The organism is Stenotrophomonas sp. YIM B13575 (genome assembly GCF_042787595.1).
Classification (GTDB): domain Bacteria; phylum Pseudomonadota; class Gammaproteobacteria; order Xanthomonadales; family Xanthomonadaceae; genus Stenotrophomonas; species Stenotrophomonas lactitubi_B.
Genome location: NZ_JBHZOP010000121.1, coordinates 1 through 16,114, shown reverse-complemented (window position 1 = coordinate 16,114; position 16,114 = coordinate 1). Strand labels below are relative to the sequence as shown.

The window sequence follows — 16,114 nt, the reverse complement described above, 5'->3', positions numbered from 1 at the left end:
GGTGGGCTGCGCAGGGGCGTAAGCGCCATGGATGGCGCGCCCGAGCCTACAGGGACGTATTCACGGCGCCCCCTGCGCAGCCCACCCACCCGGCCAACCCCCAGAAATCCGCTGTAAACGACCAACCCCAACCACGAGGGGGCTCCGCCGATGGCTGCCGACCGCGCGCCAGCGCCGCGCTCGCCCAAATCCCCGAACCATGCGCTCGCTCACGGATTGACCACGCAATTGATGACAACGTTGTCCCCACCTGGCGCCGGACTCTCTCCCCGGCCCACCAGGTACCTCCGTCCGCCCCCTCCGTCGCCTTCCCGGGCGATGTCCGGACCCTGCGTTACGTGCGGCGCCGTCTTGGCCCGTGCGCCAACCATCGATCGGAGACACACCATGTACGACCCGCTTGTGCAGAGTGCCGATGTACGCAGTGCCCACCCTTCCCTTCAACGCTGTCGCCCGCGCCGTCTGGCCTGGCTGCTGGCCCTGGCCGGGGCGGTTGCCCTGCCCGGCCTGGCCCAGGCCGCCAGCTGTGCCGGCGTGGCCGAATGGGACCAGGCCAAGATCTACCGGAGTGGCGATACCCTGCAGAAAGGAGGCGTCCTCTACCGGGCGAACCAGGACATCTGGAACGCGCCGCCGGACCATCCGGCCGGAGCGCCCTACTACACCAACCTCGGCGCCTGCGACGGCGGCGGGGCCAACCAGCCGCCGGTGGTCAGCCTGGCCTCGCCGGCCAACGGCGCCACCTTCAGCGCCGGCAGCACGGTCAACGTGACCGCCAATGCCAGTGATGCGGACGGCAGCGTCAGCAAGGTCGAGTTCTTCCGCGATGGCAGCTCGCTGGGCGTCGACACCAGCGCGCCCTACAGCGCCAGCTGGACCAACGCCAGCGCCGGCAGCCACACCCTGCGCGCGGTCGCCACCGACAACAACAACGCCACCGCCAGCACCGCGACCATCACCATCACCGTCAACGCGGCCAGTGGCGATACCACCGCGCCCAGCGTGCCCGGCGGCCTGGCCGTGGGTACCCGCACTGCCAACAGCATCGCGCTGAGCTGGAGCCCGTCCACCGACAACACCGGCGGCAGCGGCCTGGCCGGCTACGACGTGTACCGCAACGGCAGCCTGGTCGGTTCACCGTCCAGCGCCAGCTATGTCGATGGCGGGCTGACCGCCTCCACCAGCTACAGCTACCGTGTGCGCGCCCGCGACAACGCCGGCAATGCCTCCGCACAGGGCACGGCGGTGACCGCCAGCACCCTGGCCGGCGACGGTGGCACCACCGGCAAGCGGGTCATCGGCTACTTCACCCAGTGGGGCATCTACGGCCGCAACTACCGGGTCAAGAACATCGACAGCAGCGGTTCGGCCGCGCGCCTGACCCACATCAACTACGCCTTCGGCAACGTGCGCAACAACCGCTGCGAAGTGGGCATCACCCAGGCGTCGGACCCGAACAGTGGTGCCGGTGGCGATGCCTTCGCCGACTACACCAAGGCCTTCGGTGCTGGGGAAAGCGTGAGCGGCAGCGCCGACACGTGGGACCAGCCGCTGCGCGGCAACTGGAACCAGCTCAAGCAGCTCAAGGCCAAGTACCCGGGCATGAAGGTGCTGATCTCGCTGGGTGGCTGGACCTGGTCGCGCGGCTTCTCCAGCGCGGCGCAACCGGCCAACCGCCAGGCCTTCGTCGCCTCGTGCATCGACGCCTACATCAAGGGCAACCTGCCGGTGACCGACGGCGCCGGTGGCCCTGGGGCGGCGCTGGGCGTGTTCGACGGCATCGACATCGACTGGGAATACCCGGTGGCCTGCGGTATCGCCTGCGGCACGCCCGAGGACAATGCCAACTTCACCGCGCTGATGGCCGAGTTCCGCCGCCAGCTCGATGCGGTGCGTCCGGGCCTGCTGCTGACGGTGGCGGTCGGCGCCGGCATCGACAAGATCCGCGTCACCGATCCGGCCGCGTACCACCCGTACCTGGACTACATCAACGTGATGACCTACGACTTCCACGGCGCGTGGGATGCGAAGACCAATCACCAGTCGGCGCTGTTCGATTCGCCGAGTGATCCGTCCACCGGCGACCAGAAGCTGTACAACAGCAACGACGCCATCGAGGCCTTCATCAGCCGCGGTGTCCCCGCCGCCAAGCTCAACCTGGGCATCGGCTATTACGGGCGTGGCTGGACCGGCGTGAGCAACGCCAACAACGGCCTGTACCAGAGCGCCACCGGTGCGGCACCCGGCACGTATGAAGCCGGCATCGAAGACTGGAAGGTGCTGAAGAACCTGGCGTGGCAGGGCTACACCGACAACACCGCCGGTGCCACCTGGATCTACAACGGCAGCACGTTGTGGAGCTTCGATACCCCGGCCAACATCACCCGCAAGATGGGCTACGTGAAGACCCAGGGACTGGGCGGTGCGTTTGTCTGGGAGTTCAGCGGCGACGATGCGCAGGGCACGCTGACCAAGGCGGTCAGTGATGGCTTGAAGTAAGCAGACAACCGGGGATGCGACGGGCATCCCCGGTTTCCAACCTGTGGAGCCGAGCCCATGCTCGGCTGATGTGTCCGCAGCCGAGCATGGGCTCGGCGCTACAGAAAAAGGTCAGCGGCGGTCAGCGCTTGGCCGACAGTTTCTCCAGCGCGGCACGCAGCTGCGCCGGCGGCAGGTAGCCGCCGAGCTGGGTGCCATCCGGCGCGAAGATGGCCGGCGTACCGTTCACCCCCAACTGCTGGCCCAGGGCGTACTGCATGGCCACCGGGTTGGTGCAGTTCTTCGCGGCCACCGTGCCACCACGCTTGGCATTGGTCAGCGCCTGGCGACGATCGGCCGCACACCAGACCGAGATCATGTCGGTGTAATCCTTGCTGCCCAGGCCCATGCGCGGGAACGCCAGGTATTCAACGGTGATGCCGTTGCGGTTGAGCTCGGCGATGTCCTGGTGCAGCTTGCGGCAGTAGCCGCATTCGATGTCGGTGAACACGCTGATGGTGTATTTCGCGTTCGGCGCGGCGAACACGATGCGGTCGCCATGATTGGCCTTGGCCAGCAGGTCGCGACGGTAGCCCAGCAGGCCCTCGCTGTTGGCCGGGCTCTTGGCGCGGGTGTCGTAGGGCTGCGACTGGAACAGGTAACGGCCGTCGTCGGAGACGTACAGCAGCTGGCCGGAGACCACCACTTCACGGAAGCCCGGGAAGGGCGCGGCACCGATGTAGTCCACCTGGAAGCCGGGGTTGAGCTCGGTCAGGGCCTTGCGCACGGCCTGCTCGGCCGGCGCATTGGCCGTGGCGACAGCGCCGGCCTTGGCTGCCGCTGCGGCGGGTGCCTTTGCGGCGGGCGGGGCCGGCTGGGCGCAGGCACTCAGGCTGAGCGCGCCGAACACGGCGGCGATGGCGAATCGGAGCATGGAGCAGTCCGCAGCAGAAAGAAGACTTCGGATTCTGACACAGCCATCCTGAGCGGTCCGCGATGCCGCGCACAGGCCCGGCAGGGGTTCAGCCGTGGGCTCAGCCGCGTGGATGATGGCGGGCGTGCAGTTTCTGCAGGTGTTCGCGTGCGACCAGGGTGTAGATCTGGGTGGTGGACAGCGAGCTGTGGCCCAGCAGCATCTGCAGCGCGCGCAGGTCGGCGCCGCGGTTCAGCAGGTGGGTGGCGAAACTGTGCCTTAGGCCATGCGGGCTGATCCGCGCCGGATCGATACCGGCCACCGCCGCGTAGCGCTTGACCAGGTGCCAGAACGCCTGGCGGGTCAAACCATGCAGCGCCGGTTCGATGAACAAGGGCGTCTGCCCGTCGGCCAGCGCCTGCACCTTGCCCTTGCCCACCAGCTGCGGTCGCGACTGCTGCAGGTAGCGTTCCAGCCAGTACTGCGACTCCTCGCCCAGCGGCACGAGGCGTTCCTTGCTGCCCTTGCCGGTCACCCGCAACACGCCCTGGCGCAGGTTCACTGCCGTGGCGGGCAACAGCACCAGCTCGCTCACCCGCAGTCCGGCGGCATACATCAGCTCCAGCATGGCGCGGTCGCGCAGGCCGAGCGGACTGTCGATATCCGGCGCCGCCAGCAGCGCATCGATCTGGCTCTCGGCCAGCGCCTTGGGCAGCAGCCGCGGCAGCTTCGGCGGGTCGAGCAGTGCGCTGGGATCTTCGTTGCGTTCGCCACGGCGCACGGCGTCGGCGAAGAACGCACGCAGCGCCGACAGCAGCCGCGCATTGCTGCGCGGCGACCAGTTGTGGCGGGTGCGCCAGGCCAGGTAATCGAACAGCCCGGCGCGTTCAACACCGGCCAGACCGCCGTCGCGCCCATCACACCAGCGTGCCAGCCCTTCGAGGTCGCGGCGGTAGCTGTCCAGGGTGGCGCGGGCCAGGCCGTGCTCGGCCCAGATCGCGTCGAGGAAACGCTGGATGCGCTGGCCGTCCTCGCTGCGCAGCTCGGGCAGTTGCTGGACCAGCTGACGACGTTCGGCGGGAGTGGAAGTGACGGCCATGCACGCAGGATACGAGGCCAACTGCGGGCACGGCCAGCATTGCGTATGCTCGGCACATGTCGAGCCCCGCCACCGATGCGGCCCACGTCGCCGCTGATACGCCCCGCCCGCGCGCGCTGCTGCTGTGGCGCCTGCTGGCGATGATCTATGACGCGTTGCCGGTGCTGGCCCTGTGGATGCTGGCCGGTACCGTGTTCACCCTGGCCTATACCTTCAGCGGCCATGCGCAGCGCGAGAACATCGCGCCTTTCAGTGCATGGCAATGGCTGCTGTGGGCAGTGTGCTGGGCAATGACCGGGTGGTACGCCACCGCCAGCTGGCGACGCGGCGGGCAGACCTTGGGCATGCGCCCGTGGCGCTTGAAGCTGGAATCACGCGACGGCACGCCGTTGCGACGCGGCCAGCTGTGGCTGCGGTTCGCGGTGGCCACGCTGTCGCTGCTGCTGGGCGGATTGGGCTTCTGGTGGGCGCTGGTGGATCGCCAGCGGCTGACCTGGCACGACCGCGCGAGCGCCACGCGGCTGCTGCGGATGCCGAAGCAGTGATCTGCCACCCTTCAATCCAATCCTGCGCGGCGCGTGTGTAGAGCCGAGCCCATGCTCGGCTGACGCGCGATGAGCGAAAAGCAGCCGAGCATGGGCTCGGCTCTACAGAATACAGCGCGCTGGGCCTGGATCGACCGCCAACATCGGACCAGGCAACGGACGCCCAAGTGGTAACGCACATTCTGTAGAGTCGAGCCATGCTCCGCTCACGCGCGCAGCGCGGAAAGCGGCCGAGCCATGCCCGGCGCCACCGGCATCAGCCCGATTTGCGCCGGAACAACAATCCGGACACCGCCAGCATCACGATCGGCGGCAGCGCGTAGGCAATGCGGTAGTCGAACTTGAGCGCACCGGCCATGCGCCCGAAGAACAGCTGCAGCAGCCAGAACGCCAGCGCGAACAGGATGCCCAGGAACAGGCGCTTGCCCATGCCGCCACTGCGCAGCGAACCGAACGCGAACGGAACCGCTGCCAGGCACAGCGCCAGCACATTCAACGGATAGAACCAGCGGCTCCAGTACACATCCTCGTAGTCGCGTGCATCCAGGCCGTTGCGCTCGCGGTAGGCGATGCTGGTACTCAGCTCGGACACGCTGAGGTTGCGCGGCTTGGCGATGCCGGTGGCCAGGGCTCCGGCGTCCAGCTTGGAATTCCACGGCTCACGGGCCACTTCCTGGCGCGTTGCCGAGCGCTCGCCGAAGGTGTCGCGGCGCACGCCGGTCAGCACCCAACCGTCCTTGTCATGCTCTGCGGTGGCGGCATGGGTCAGCGTGCCGACCCGCCCGTCCTCGTTGATCCTGTAGAGGCGCACGTCACGCAGGATCAGCCGGGTGCCCTTTTCGCCCACCAGCTGTTCTTCGCCCGTCTGTGCGTTGAGGAAGGTGTCACCCTCGCGCGCCCACAGGCCGGAGTAACGCGCCACCGCCATGTCGGTGCCCCACTTGGCACTCATCTTCAGCGAATCGGCGCGGTTCTGGCCCCAGGGCCCCAGTGTCTCGGCACTGATCACCATCAGCCCGGTCAGCAGCGACAGGGCGATCGCCACCGACACGCTCAGGCGCTTGCGCGACAGGCCCAGCGCGCGCAGTGCGGTCAGCTCCGAGGTCGCGGCCAGCTGGCCCAGGCCCATCAGCGCGCCGATCACCGCTGCGGTCGGGAACATCGTGTAGGCCCGGCGCGGCACGGTGTACAGCACCCAGGCTGCCGCATGGCCCAGCGAATAGCCGTTCTTGCCGATGTCCTTGAACTCGCCGGAGAAGGCCATCAGCACGTCCAGGCCGACCAGCACCGCCCAGGTCAGCAGCACGGTACCCAGCACCGCGCGGCCCAGGTACAGATCGAAACGCATCGGTCGCAGCATCATGCGCGGGCTCCCTTCGGGCGGGCCATGCGGCCGTCACGCGCGTACATCCAGATCGCCAGTGCCAGCAGCGGCAGGGTCAGCCACCACAGGCCAAGCGCCGACGGAATCTGGCCGTTGGCAATCCAGCCGCTGCCGATGAACATCATGTTGGTGCCGACCATGTAGGCCAGCAGGGCCAGCATCATCCGGCCGTAACGCTGCTGGCGCGGCGAACTGCGGCCCAGCGGCACGGTCAGCAGGGCGAAGGCCAGCGCGATCAGCGGCGGGGCCAGGCGGCGGTGCAGCTGTGCCTGCGCCTCGGGACGCTTGTCGCCGAACAGCGCGGTGGTCGGCATCAGTTCGGGATCATCACTCTTGCGGGCCTCACTGCCGTCGGGCAGCGCCACGTCGTTGCGGGCGAAAGTCGCCAGACGGTAATCCAGCGCACCGGCCGCCGGCCCTTCCAGCTGGTGGCCATCATCCAGTTCGAGGAAGCGCTGGCGGGCGCCTTCGAAGTACATGCGACCGCTGGCGGCGGACACCACTTCAAGGCGATCCTCCTTCTGCCGCTGCAGGAACACCCGGCCCAGCTGGCTGCCATCGGGGGAGATGGAGGCGACATAGACCACGCCACCATTGGGCAGCGGAGTGAACCGGCCCGGCTCCAGGCCGGCCATCAGCACGCTGCGGTTGGCGTCCTGGATCATCTGTTCGGCGGTGCGCTGGGCCCAGGGCCCCAGCCACAGCGAACAGGCGCCGACCACCGCAATCACCGGCAGCACCAGCAGCAGCAGGGGCTTGAGCAGGCGTTTGGGGCCGACACCGATGGCGGTGATGACCGCCATTTCCGAGTCGCGGTAGAGGCGGGCGATGGCCAGCAGCAGGCCCAGCATCAGTGCCAGCGGCAGGATCAGCGGCATGTAGACGATGAACTGCAGGCCCAGCTGCGAGAACAGCAGCTTGGCTGGCAGCCGCCCGTCGGCGATGTTGCCGAGGATGTCCACCAGCACGCCGCCCACGCTGACCACCAGCAGGACGATCAGGGTAGCCAGGAAACTCTGGACGAAATCGCCCAATAGATAGCGGTCGAGCTTCAACATGGGGCGGTGGTTTAAACTCTCAGGTTCGTTCGCGGTGCCGCCCAGTCTAGCGTCTGGGCGTAAACGGTCCGCGATTGTACGGACTTGCCAATGGAATCTGCTCAATGGCTCTCGAATTCACCCTGAACCACCTCGCTGCGGCTTCGGCCGCCGTTGACTGCCTCGTCGTCGGCGCCTATGCCGACCATACCCTGACTGCGTCCGCGCAGGCACTGGATGCTGCCAGCGGTGGCCGCCTGGCGGCCCTGGCCCAGCGCGGCGACCTGTCCGGCAAGACCGGCGCCACCACCCTGCTGCACGATCTGCCGGGCGTGACCGCCCCGCGCGTGCTGGTGGTCGGCCTCGGCGATGCCGCCCGCTTCGGCGTGCCGCAGTACCTGAAGGCAGTCGGTGATGCCGTGCGCGCGCTGAAGGCCGGCGCTGCGCGCAGCGCACTGTTCACCCTGTCCGAGGTGGCGGTGAAGGACCGCGACGCGGCCTGGGCGATCCGCCAGGCGGTGATTGCCGCCGACCACGCGGCCTACCGTTACACCGCCACCCTGAGCAAGAAGAAGGCCGACGATGCCGGCCTGGCCCAGCTGGCCATCGCCGGCGAGGATGCGCAGGCCCTGGCCCAGGGCCAGGCCATCGCCGCCGGTGTCGAGTTCGCCCGCGAGCTGGGCAACCTGCCGCCGAACTACTGCACCCCGGCCTACCTGGCTGAAGTGGGCGTGAAATTCGCCGGCGAGCATGACGGTGCCGAAGCCGAGATCCTCGACGAGACCCAGATGGAAGCGCTGGGCATGGGCTCGCTGCTGGCCGTGGCCCGTGGCTCGGCCAACCGCCCGCGCCTGGTGGTGCTGAAGTGGAGCAATGGCGGCGACGCCAAGCCCTACGTGCTGGTCGGCAAGGGCATCACCTTCGATACCGGTGGCGTCAACCTGAAGACCCAGGGCGGCATCGAAGAGATGAAGTACGACATGTGCGGTGGCGCCAACGTCATCGGCACCTTCGTCGCCGCGGTCAAGGCCAAGCTGCCGTTGAATCTTGTCGTGGTGGTGCCGGCGGTGGAAAACGCCATCGACGGCAATGCCTACCGCCCGTCCGACGTCATCACCTCGATGTCGGGCAAGACCATCGAAGTCGGCAACACCGACGCCGAGGGCCGCCTGATCCTGTGCGACGCCCTGACCTACGCGCAGCGCTTCGAGCCGCAGGCGCTGGTCGACGTGGCCACCCTGACCGGCGCCTGCATGGTCGCCCTCGGCCACCAGACCGCCGGCCTGATGAGCAAGCACGACGACCTGGCCAACGAGCTGCTGGCCGCCGGCGAGCAGGTCTTCGACCGCGCCTGGCGCCTGCCGCTGTGGGACGAGTACCAGCCGATGCTGGATTCCAGCTTCGCCGACGTCTACAACATCGGCGGCCGCTGGGCCGGTGCCATCACCGCCGGCTGCTTCCTGTCGCGCTTCGCCGAAGGCCAGCGCTGGGCCCATCTGGACATCGCCGGCGTGGCCAGCGACGAAGGCAAGCGTGGCATGGCCACCGGCCGTCCGGTCGGCCTGCTGAGCCAGTGGTTGCTGGACCAGGTCGCCCGCGCCTGACGCTGTACCTGACCCTGGCCGGCAACCGCCGGCCGGGGCCTCGCCGGTCCAGCCGTCAGCCGGCATGGATCGGCACCTGCCCCACCTGGATGCCGCCATGCCCCGCGCCGACTTCTACCTGATCGCCAAGCCCCGTTTCCTGACCGATCCGCTGCGCCTGGTCTGCGAACTGGCGCGCAAGGCCAACGACGCCGGGTTGTTCACCCTGGTGCTGGCCCGCGACCAGGCCCAGGCCGAAGAACTGGACGAACTTCTCTGGTCGTTCGACGACGATGCCTACATTCCGCACCAGATCGTGGGTGAGGATGTGGACGAGGAAGAGGCGCTGGTACTGATCGCCCCGCCCGGCGGTGAGGCCCCGGTGCGGCCGCTGGTGATCAACCTGCGCGACGAACCCTGGCTGGGCCAGTGCGAGCGCGTGCTGGAAGTGGTGCCGGCCGATCCGGAAGCGCGCGAACCGCTGCGTGAGCGCTGGCGCCAGTACAAGACCGCCGGTTACGACCTGAACAAGCACGACATGTAAGCCCTGCGAGGACCCCTTGATGCGCCTGCTGATCGCCCTGATTCTTCCCTGGCTGTCCTTTTTCACCATCGGCCGGCCCTTTGCCGGCATCGTCTGCCTGATCCTGCAGATCACCCTGATCGGCTGGCTGCCCGCCGCGATCTGGGCTGCCTATTCGGTCAGCCAGTACCACACCGACCAGAAGATCCGGCGCACCCTCGGGTCGCGCTGATCTCCCTTCCCGCCTTGATGACTGGTTCCCCCGCATGACCCAACTCGCCTCCAGCTACGACCCGAAGTCCTTCGAGACCGACCTCTACGAGGCCTGGGAGAAGGCCGGCCATTTCAAGCCGTCCGGCAAGGGCGAGCCGTACACCATCCTGCTGCCGCCGCCGAACGTGACCGGCACCCTGCACATGGGCCACGCCTTCCAGCAGACCCTGATGGATGCGCTGGTGCGTTACCACCGCATGCGCGGCTACGACACGCTGTGGCAGGTCGGTACCGACCACGCCGGCATCGCCACCGAGATGGTGGTCAGCCGCAACCTGGCGCTGGAAGGCAACGGCGAGACCCGCGATTCGCTGGGCCGCGAAGGCTTCATCGGCAAGGTGTGGGAGTGGAAGCAGCAGTCCGGCGACATCATCGAACGGCAGATGCGCCGCCTCGGTACCTCGGCCGACTGGTCGCGCAGCACCTTCACCATGGACCCGCAGCCGTCCGAAGCAGTGATCGAAGCCTTCGTGCGCTGGCACGAACAGGGCCTGATCTACCGCGGCCAGCGCCTGGTCAACTGGGACCCGGTGCTGAAGACCGCAATCTCGGACCTGGAAGTGGAGAGCGCCGAGGAAGACGGTTTCCTGTGGTCGATCGCCTACCAGCTGGATGAAGGCCTGAGCTACGAGCACGTCGAGCGCGATGCCGACGGCGTCGAAACCCTGCGCGAAACCCGCGATTACCTGGTGGTCGCCACCACCCGCCCGGAAACCCTGCTGGGCGACACCGCGGTGATGGTGCACCCCGAAGACGAGCGCTACCTGCACCTGATCGGCAAGAGCGTGGTGCTGCCGCTGACCGGCCGCCGCGTGCCGGTGATCGCCGATGACTACGTGGACCGTGCGTTCGGTACCGGCGTGGTCAAGGTCACCCCGGCGCATGACTTCAACGATTACCAGGTGGGTGTGCGCCACAGCCTGCCGATGATCAACCTGTTCACCCCGGTGGCGGCGATCAACGACAACGCGCCGGAACGTTTCCAGGGGCTGGACCGTTACGACGCGCGCAAGGCCGTGCTGGGTGAACTGGAAGACCTGGGCATCCTGGTCGAGACCAAGGCGCACAAGCTGCAGGTGCCGCGTGGCGACCGTACCGGCCAGGTGATCGAGCCGTACCTGACCGACCAGTGGTTCGTGAAGATGGACGAACTGGCGCGTCGTGGCCTCGAGCTGGTCGAAGACGGTTCTATCGCCTTCGTGCCGCCGAACTGGATCAACACCTACCGCCACTGGATGACCAACATCCAGGATTGGTGCATCAGCCGCCAGCTGTGGTGGGGCCACCGCATTCCGGCGTGGTTCGATGCCGCCACCGGCAGCTGCTACGTCGGCCGCAGCGAAGAGGAAGTGCGGGCGAAGCACAATCTCGGCAGCGACGTCGTGCTGAGCCAGGAAAGCGACGTGCTGGAGACCTGGTTCTCCTCGCAGCTGTGGCCGTTCTCCACCCTGGGCTGGCCGAACGAGCAGGCGATGGCCGAGCGCGGTTTCGACCGCTACCTGCCGTCGTCGGTGCTGATCACCGGCTTCGACATCATCTTCTTCTGGGTGGCGCGCATGATCATGGCCACCGACAACCTGACCGGGAAGATCCCGTTCAAGGACGTCTACTTCACCGGCCTGATCCGCGATGGCCAGGGCCAGAAGATGTCCAAGAGCAAGGGCAACGTGCTCGATCCGCTGGACATCATCGACGGCATCACCATCGATGACCTGGTGGCCAAGCGCACCGGTGGGCTGATGCAGCCGCGCATGGTGGAGAAGATCGAAAAGGCCACGCGCAAGGAATTCCCGGACGGCATCGCCGCCCATGGTGCCGATGCGCTGCGCTTCACCATCGCCGCGCTGGCCACCCATGGCCGCGACATCAAGTTCGACATGAACCGCGCCGAGGGCTACAAGAACTTCTGCAACAAGCTGTGGAACGCCAGCCGCTTCACCCTGATGAACACCGAAGGTGCGGCGTTCAGCGGCGTGCCGACGCCGCGTACCGATGCCGAGCGCTGGATCCTCTCGCGCCTGGCCGCTACCACCGCCGAAGCGCAGGGCCATTTCGCCGCCTATCGCTTCGACCTGCTGGCGCAGTGCCTGTACGAATTCGCCTGGAACGCGTTCTGCGACTGGTTCCTGGAGCTGAGCAAGCCGGCGTTGAATGGCGCCGATGCCGCCGACGCTGACAGCACCCGCCACACACTGTTGTATGTGCTGGAAGCGCTGCTGCGCCTGCTGCACCCGCTGACCCCGTTCATCACCGAACAGCTGTGGCAGCAGCTGGCCCCGCGCCTGGGCCTGGCCGAAACCACGCTGACGCTGCGTCCGTACCCGACCGCCGCCGAGTTCGAGGGCGATCATGCGCAGGCCGAGGCCGACGTTGAATGGTTGAAGGCGGTGATCAGTGCGGTGCGCCGCGTGCGCAGCGAACTGAACGTCGCCCCGTCCAAGCTGGTGCCGCTGCGCCTGCTGGCCGGCCAGGAACATGCCGGGCAGAACCAGGACCGCGTGCGCATCGAGCGCTTCAGTGCCTCGCTGTCGTTCCTGCTGAAGCTGGACAGCATCCAGTGGCTGGCCGACGCACAGAGTGCGCCGCCGGCAGCCGCCGCGATCGTCGGTGAGCTGAAGCTGCTGGTACCGCTGGAAGGCCTGGTTGATCTCGATGCCGAACGCGCGCGCCTGGACAAGGAGATCAAGCGCGTGGAAGGCGAGCAGGAGAAGAGCGAGACCAAGCTGGCCAAGTTCTCCGACAAGGTTCCGCCGGCGGTGATCGAGCAGGAGCGCGTGCGCCTGGTCGACTGGAACAACCAGCTGGCTGGCCTGCGCGAGCAGCGCGCGAAGCTGTAACGCCTCGCCGGTGGGTGCGGACCGTGGTCCGCACCGCGGTGAAGTGCCAACCTTGGTTGGCACATTTTCAAGGCTGACGCCGGGCAATGCCCGGCGTTTCATTTTTCCCCGCATGGCATCATCACCCGATGCCACTTTCCATCTTCCTGCTGGTCCTCGCTGCCGCGGCACTACATGCCAGCTGGAACGCGATCGTCAAACGCGGACCGGACAAATTCCTCGGCACCGTACTGGTCACCGGCAGCGCCGCGCTGTTGTCTGCGCTCGTCTTGCCGTGGCTGCACTTCCCTGCCACGGAAAGCTGGCCGTGGCTGGGCGCGTCGGTGCTGCTGCAGGTGACGTACTACGCGTTGGTCGCACGCTGCTACCAGCAGGTCGACATGAGCCTGGCTTATCCGATGATGCGCGGCTGCGCGCCGATCCTGGTTGCGCTGGCCGGCGCCGTGCTCGGCGAACGCCTGCCGCCGTCGGCCTGGCTCGGCGTCATCCTGGTGAGTGGCGGCATCCTGTGCATGGCCCGCGGCGCACGCGGCGGCCAGCTGCGGCTGCCGTTGCTGACGGCGGCGATGATCGCCACCTACACACTGGTCGATGCGCAGGGCGCACGGCTGTCCGGCAATGCGCTGAGCTATACGTTGTGGCTGTTCCTGCTGTCGGGCATTCCGTTGCCGCTGTGGGCGCTGCACCGGCAGCGCGGCACGCTGCTGGCGTATGCGCGCCAGCACTGGCCGCTGGGCGTGGCTGGCGGCATCGGCACCACCGCGTCGTATGCGATGGCGCTGTGGGCGATGACCCAGGTACCGGTGGCCATGGTGTCGGCGCTGCGCGAATCGTCGATCCTGTTCGCGCTGCTGATCTCGGTGTTCCTGCTGCGCGAGCGGGTGCCGCGCGCGCGTTGGCTGGCGGCGGCGTTGATCGTGGCTGGCGTGTTGGCCCTGCGGCTGGCGTAAACAACGGATCGGTAGCGCCGGGCCATGCCCGGCGAGCGCAGCGGCCACGCGACGCCGATTACAGCGGCGGCATTGTCTCCAGCTCGCCGTCCACCAGTTCGATCGCCATCACCAGCGCATCTTCGCGCCCCTGCGCGGCAGGGTAGTAGCGAGGGCGCCGGCCGATCTCGTTGAAGCCTTCGCTGTGATACAGCGCCAGCGCCGGGGTATTGGACGGACGCACTTCCAGGAACACCCGCTGCGCGCCTCGATCACCGGCCAGACGGACCAGCGCACGCAGCAGCTGGCGGCCGAGCCCACGCGACTGCACCAGCGGATCGATGCAGATGTTCAGCACGTGCGCTTCATCGGCAGCGAGGCTGAGCACGCCATAGCCGATCAACAGGCCATCGCGCTCCATCGCCAGGCCGGGATAACCGGCACGCAGGCAATCCAGGAAAATGCCGCGGGTCCACGGATAGGAATAGCCACGCACTTCGATGGCCATCACCGCGTTGAGATCGCTCTCGCGCAGTGCACGCATCGCTACCGGCCCGGGCTGGCTGACCGCACTCATGCGGTTCCGCCCTTGCGCAGTGCGCGCAGCTGCGGCCACAAGGCGCGCTTGGCTGCGGGGTCGCGACGCAGTTGTTCCAGCGGCCAGCTTTCCATCAGCGTCTGTGTGGCCGGGTCGTTGGGATTGCAGCCCGAGGCACGCAACAGCGCGATCTGCAGGCGATCAGGCAGGCGCACCAGCGGCTGGCGCGCGTTGCCGGTGGGCAGTGGACGGGCCGCCGCCGGTACGGTATCCGGTGCCGCCACCGGCACGGCAGTGCGTGGTGGCGCGCGCTCGGGCCGAGGTTCCGGCGTCGCGTCGCGCTGGCTGGGTGCGTGCTGCATCGATGGTGGCGCCGTGCGCGTCGGCGCGACCGGCGCGGGTGCCGATGCCGCCGCCTCGGCCACGCTCAGCTGCAACGCCGCGTCCATCTCGGCAGCCAACTTGCCATCGTGATAGACGGTATAGCCCATGGCCTGCAGCCAGGCCTGCTGGGCCGGGGACCACAACACGGGCAGGTCCTGGCTCACGCCGCCTCGGGCTTCTTGCGCAGGCGCTGCACGCCCCACATCACCGGGCCTGACAGCGCGTACAGGATGCCGACGACGAACAACACGCGGGGCAGGTCGATCACCGCGATGGCGATGGCGATCGGCACCAGTGCCAGCACCAGGAACGGGACGCGGTCCGAACGTGCGCCCTCCTTGGCCGCGCCGCCCTTGAAGCTCCAGAAGCGGATACGGCTGACCATCAGCAGTGCGGCGACCAGGGTCACCGCCAGCGCCACGAAGCGCAGCTCGTTGCCGTTCCAGCCCAGGGTGCCATCGGCGAAGGCCCAGACGAAGGACATCATCAGGCCGGCGGCAGCCGGGCTGGCCAGGCCGACGAACCAGCGCTTGTCGACCACGGCCACCTGGGTGTTGAAGCGCGCCAGGCGCAGCGCTGCGCAGGCGGCGTACAGGAACGCCACCGCCCAGCCCAGACGACCGACCAGCTCACCGTCGTATTTCAGTTCCGACAAGGACCAGTGGTACATCACCAGGGCCGGCGCCATGCCGAAGCTGACCAGATCGGCCAGCGAGTCGTACTGCACGCCGAACTCGCTGCTGGTGCCGGTCAGGCGCGCGACACGGCCATCGAGGCCATCCATCACCGCCGCCACGAACACGGCGATGCTGGCGTTGACGAAATCCCCGTTGGCCGCGGCGATGATGGCGTAGAAGCCAGAGAACAGCCCAGCCGTAGTGAACAGGTTGGGCAGCAGGTAAATCGTGCGCGAGCGCGGCGGCGGTGTGATCGGGTCCATGGAATCCAGTTTAATCGACTTGCCAGCGGTCGGCGCCAATGCTGCAATCGGCGTTCTACGCCCATTCTGCGGAGTTTGCCATGCGTGCCCTGTCCTGCCTGGGTTGCCTGCTGCTGTTGGCCAGTACCACGGCGCTGGCCGGCCCTGTCTACAAGTGGAAGGACGCCAAGGGCGTGACCCAGTATTCGGAAACGCCGCCGACCGGGGCCAAGTACGAGACCCGTGCCCAGGCCAGGACGCCGGTGGCGGACGCAGCCCCGGAGCCTGCCGCCGCGCCGGTGCCGGAGCAATGCAGCACCGCCCGCGCCAACGTGGCGCTGCTGGAAGGCAGTGGCCAGGTGATGCACGACACCGACGGCGATGGCAAGGCCGATACCGCGCTTACCCCGGAACAGCGCAGCGCGCAGAAGGGCCTGGCCGAGGCGGCAATCAAGGCGTACTGCCCTCCGGCGGGTTGAAGGGGGATCGGCCGGGCGGCGCCCGGCACCCGCGGAGGCAACGGCCGAAGCAACTGCAACGGCGGCTTCCTGGGGGATGGCGGGGCGGTGTGGGTGTGCAGGACACGCCGTAAACCCATCCATGGGGGCTCGATGGCGCCATCCATGGCGCCAACAGTCCTGCACGCGCACATGCTGCGTACGCCGACCCCGG

The 16,114-nt window shown here is 67.9% G+C and carries 15 protein-coding genes; 8 read left to right on the top strand and 7 right to left on the bottom strand.

The window, feature by feature from the left end:
• Positions 1 to 387: 387 nt before the first annotated feature.
• The gene (locus ACFX4F_RS17405) at positions 388 to 2,499 is read left to right on the top strand and encodes a glycosyl hydrolase family 18 protein (RefSeq protein WP_380657451.1); all 2,112 of its coding nucleotides are present in this window, start codon (positions 388 to 390) and stop codon (positions 2,497 to 2,499) included.
• Between the two features lie 121 nt (positions 2,500 to 2,620).
• On the opposite strand, the gene ACFX4F_RS17400 is transcribed toward ACFX4F_RS17405, so the two are convergent.
• Both ACFX4F_RS17400 and xerD read right to left on the bottom strand, forming a co-directional pair.
• On the bottom strand, positions 2,621 to 3,412 hold the full coding sequence (locus ACFX4F_RS17400) for a thioredoxin fold domain-containing protein (RefSeq protein WP_099820358.1): 792 nt from the start codon (positions 3,410 to 3,412) through the stop codon (positions 2,621 to 2,623).
• A 100-nt stretch (positions 3,413 to 3,512) separates the two neighbouring features.
• A complete protein-coding gene (xerD, locus tag ACFX4F_RS17395) occupies positions 3,513 to 4,490 on the bottom strand; it encodes a site-specific tyrosine recombinase XerD (protein WP_380657449.1) in 978 nt (325 codons plus the stop codon).
• 56 nt (positions 4,491 to 4,546) lie between these two features.
• On the opposite strand from xerD, the gene ACFX4F_RS17390 reads away from it, so the two are divergent.
• Positions 4,547 to 5,035 (top strand): RDD family protein, encoded by a 489-nt coding sequence (locus ACFX4F_RS17390; RefSeq protein WP_380657448.1) that lies wholly within the window; start codon positions 4,547 to 4,549, stop codon positions 5,033 to 5,035.
• Between the two features lie 256 nt (positions 5,036 to 5,291).
• Here ACFX4F_RS17390 and lptG read toward each other — a convergent pair whose 3' ends face one another.
• Both lptG and lptF read right to left on the bottom strand, forming a co-directional pair.
• The gene (gene lptG, locus ACFX4F_RS17385; RefSeq protein WP_099820361.1) at positions 5,292 to 6,398 is read right to left on the bottom strand and encodes an LPS export ABC transporter permease LptG; all 1,107 of its coding nucleotides are present in this window, start codon (positions 6,396 to 6,398) and stop codon (positions 5,292 to 5,294) included.
• A complete protein-coding gene (gene lptF / locus ACFX4F_RS17380) occupies positions 6,395 to 7,477 on the bottom strand; it encodes an LPS export ABC transporter permease LptF (RefSeq protein WP_100551516.1) in 1,083 nt (360 codons plus the stop codon). Before lptF ends, lptG begins: the two co-directional genes overlap by 4 nt.
• Positions 7,478 to 7,581: 104 nt before the next feature.
• Here lptF and ACFX4F_RS17375 point away from each other — a divergent pair, with 104 nt between their 5' ends.
• From ACFX4F_RS17375 to ACFX4F_RS17355, 5 genes are all read left to right on the top strand, one after another.
• The gene (locus ACFX4F_RS17375) at positions 7,582 to 9,060 is read left to right on the top strand and encodes a leucyl aminopeptidase (protein ID WP_380657445.1); all 1,479 of its coding nucleotides are present in this window, start codon (positions 7,582 to 7,584) and stop codon (positions 9,058 to 9,060) included.
• Positions 9,061 to 9,157: 97 nt separating this feature from the next.
• Complete coding sequence (locus ACFX4F_RS17370; protein WP_380657443.1) at positions 9,158 to 9,583, top strand: DNA polymerase III subunit chi; 426 nt, start codon at positions 9,158 to 9,160, stop codon at positions 9,581 to 9,583.
• Positions 9,584 to 9,602: 19 nt separating this feature from the next.
• Positions 9,603 to 9,794, top strand: coding sequence for a YqaE/Pmp3 family membrane protein (locus tag ACFX4F_RS17365; RefSeq protein WP_025879360.1), 192 nt, complete (start codon positions 9,603 to 9,605; stop codon positions 9,792 to 9,794).
• Positions 9,795 to 9,828: 34 nt separating this feature from the next.
• Complete coding sequence (locus ACFX4F_RS17360) at positions 9,829 to 12,672, top strand: valine--tRNA ligase (protein WP_380657441.1); 2,844 nt, start codon at positions 9,829 to 9,831, stop codon at positions 12,670 to 12,672.
• Between the two features lie 128 nt (positions 12,673 to 12,800).
• Positions 12,801 to 13,622, top strand: a complete 822-nt coding sequence (locus ACFX4F_RS17355) for an EamA family transporter (RefSeq protein WP_380657439.1) — start codon at positions 12,801 to 12,803, stop codon at positions 13,620 to 13,622.
• A 58-nt stretch (positions 13,623 to 13,680) separates the two neighbouring features.
• Here ACFX4F_RS17355 and rimI read toward each other — a convergent pair whose 3' ends face one another.
• Genes rimI through pssA form a run of 3 tightly spaced genes read right to left on the bottom strand, consistent with a single transcriptional unit; the run spans position 13,681 to position 15,463 of the window.
• On the bottom strand, positions 13,681 to 14,178 hold the full coding sequence (gene rimI / locus ACFX4F_RS17350; protein WP_380657437.1) for a ribosomal protein S18-alanine N-acetyltransferase: 498 nt from the start codon (positions 14,176 to 14,178) through the stop codon (positions 13,681 to 13,683).
• Positions 14,175 to 14,687, bottom strand: a complete 513-nt coding sequence (locus ACFX4F_RS17345; protein ID WP_380657435.1) for a hypothetical protein — start codon at positions 14,685 to 14,687, stop codon at positions 14,175 to 14,177. The genes rimI and ACFX4F_RS17345 overlap by 4 nt, the downstream gene beginning before the upstream one ends.
• Positions 14,684 to 15,463, bottom strand: coding sequence for a CDP-diacylglycerol--serine O-phosphatidyltransferase (pssA, locus tag ACFX4F_RS17340; protein WP_099820368.1), 780 nt, complete (start codon positions 15,461 to 15,463; stop codon positions 14,684 to 14,686). Before pssA ends, ACFX4F_RS17345 begins: the two co-directional genes overlap by 4 nt.
• Before the next feature lie 80 nt (positions 15,464 to 15,543).
• Here pssA and ACFX4F_RS17335 point away from each other — a divergent pair, with 80 nt between their 5' ends.
• Positions 15,544 to 15,921 (top strand): DUF4124 domain-containing protein, encoded by a 378-nt coding sequence (locus tag ACFX4F_RS17335; protein WP_099820418.1) that lies wholly within the window; start codon positions 15,544 to 15,546, stop codon positions 15,919 to 15,921.
• The last annotated feature ends 193 nt before the right edge of the window (positions 15,922 to 16,114 follow it).

What these genes read in the sequence shown, in the direction of transcription:
- xerD (WP_380657449.1), bottom strand. Translation starts at nt 4,490, where the DNA reads ATGGCCGTCACTTCCACTCCCGCCGAACGTCGTCAGCTGGTCCAGCAA.
- ACFX4F_RS17405 (WP_380657451.1), top strand. Translation starts at nt 388, where the DNA reads ATGTACGACCCGCTTGTGCAGAGTGCCGATGTACGCAGTGCCCACCCT.
- ACFX4F_RS17365 (WP_025879360.1), top strand. Translation starts at nt 9,603, where the DNA reads ATGCGCCTGCTGATCGCCCTGATTCTTCCCTGGCTGTCCTTTTTCACC.
- ACFX4F_RS17370 (WP_380657443.1), top strand. Translation starts at nt 9,158, where the DNA reads ATGCCCCGCGCCGACTTCTACCTGATCGCCAAGCCCCGTTTCCTGACC.
- ACFX4F_RS17375 (WP_380657445.1), top strand. Translation starts at nt 7,582, where the DNA reads ATGGCTCTCGAATTCACCCTGAACCACCTCGCTGCGGCTTCGGCCGCC.
- ACFX4F_RS17335 (WP_099820418.1), top strand. Translation starts at nt 15,544, where the DNA reads ATGCGTGCCCTGTCCTGCCTGGGTTGCCTGCTGCTGTTGGCCAGTACC.
- ACFX4F_RS17355 (WP_380657439.1), top strand. Translation starts at nt 12,801, where the DNA reads ATGCCACTTTCCATCTTCCTGCTGGTCCTCGCTGCCGCGGCACTACAT.
- ACFX4F_RS17400 (WP_099820358.1), bottom strand. Translation starts at nt 3,412, where the DNA reads ATGCTCCGATTCGCCATCGCCGCCGTGTTCGGCGCGCTCAGCCTGAGT.
- pssA (WP_099820368.1), bottom strand. Translation starts at nt 15,463, where the DNA reads ATGGACCCGATCACACCGCCGCCGCGCTCGCGCACGATTTACCTGCTG.
- lptF (WP_100551516.1), bottom strand. Translation starts at nt 7,477, where the DNA reads ATGTTGAAGCTCGACCGCTATCTATTGGGCGATTTCGTCCAGAGTTTC.
- rimI (WP_380657437.1), bottom strand. Translation starts at nt 14,178, where the DNA reads ATGAGTGCGGTCAGCCAGCCCGGGCCGGTAGCGATGCGTGCACTGCGC.
- lptG (WP_099820361.1), bottom strand. Translation starts at nt 6,398, where the DNA reads ATGATGCTGCGACCGATGCGTTTCGATCTGTACCTGGGCCGCGCGGTG.
- ACFX4F_RS17360 (WP_380657441.1), top strand. Translation starts at nt 9,829, where the DNA reads ATGACCCAACTCGCCTCCAGCTACGACCCGAAGTCCTTCGAGACCGAC.
- ACFX4F_RS17390 (WP_380657448.1), top strand. Translation starts at nt 4,547, where the DNA reads ATGTCGAGCCCCGCCACCGATGCGGCCCACGTCGCCGCTGATACGCCC.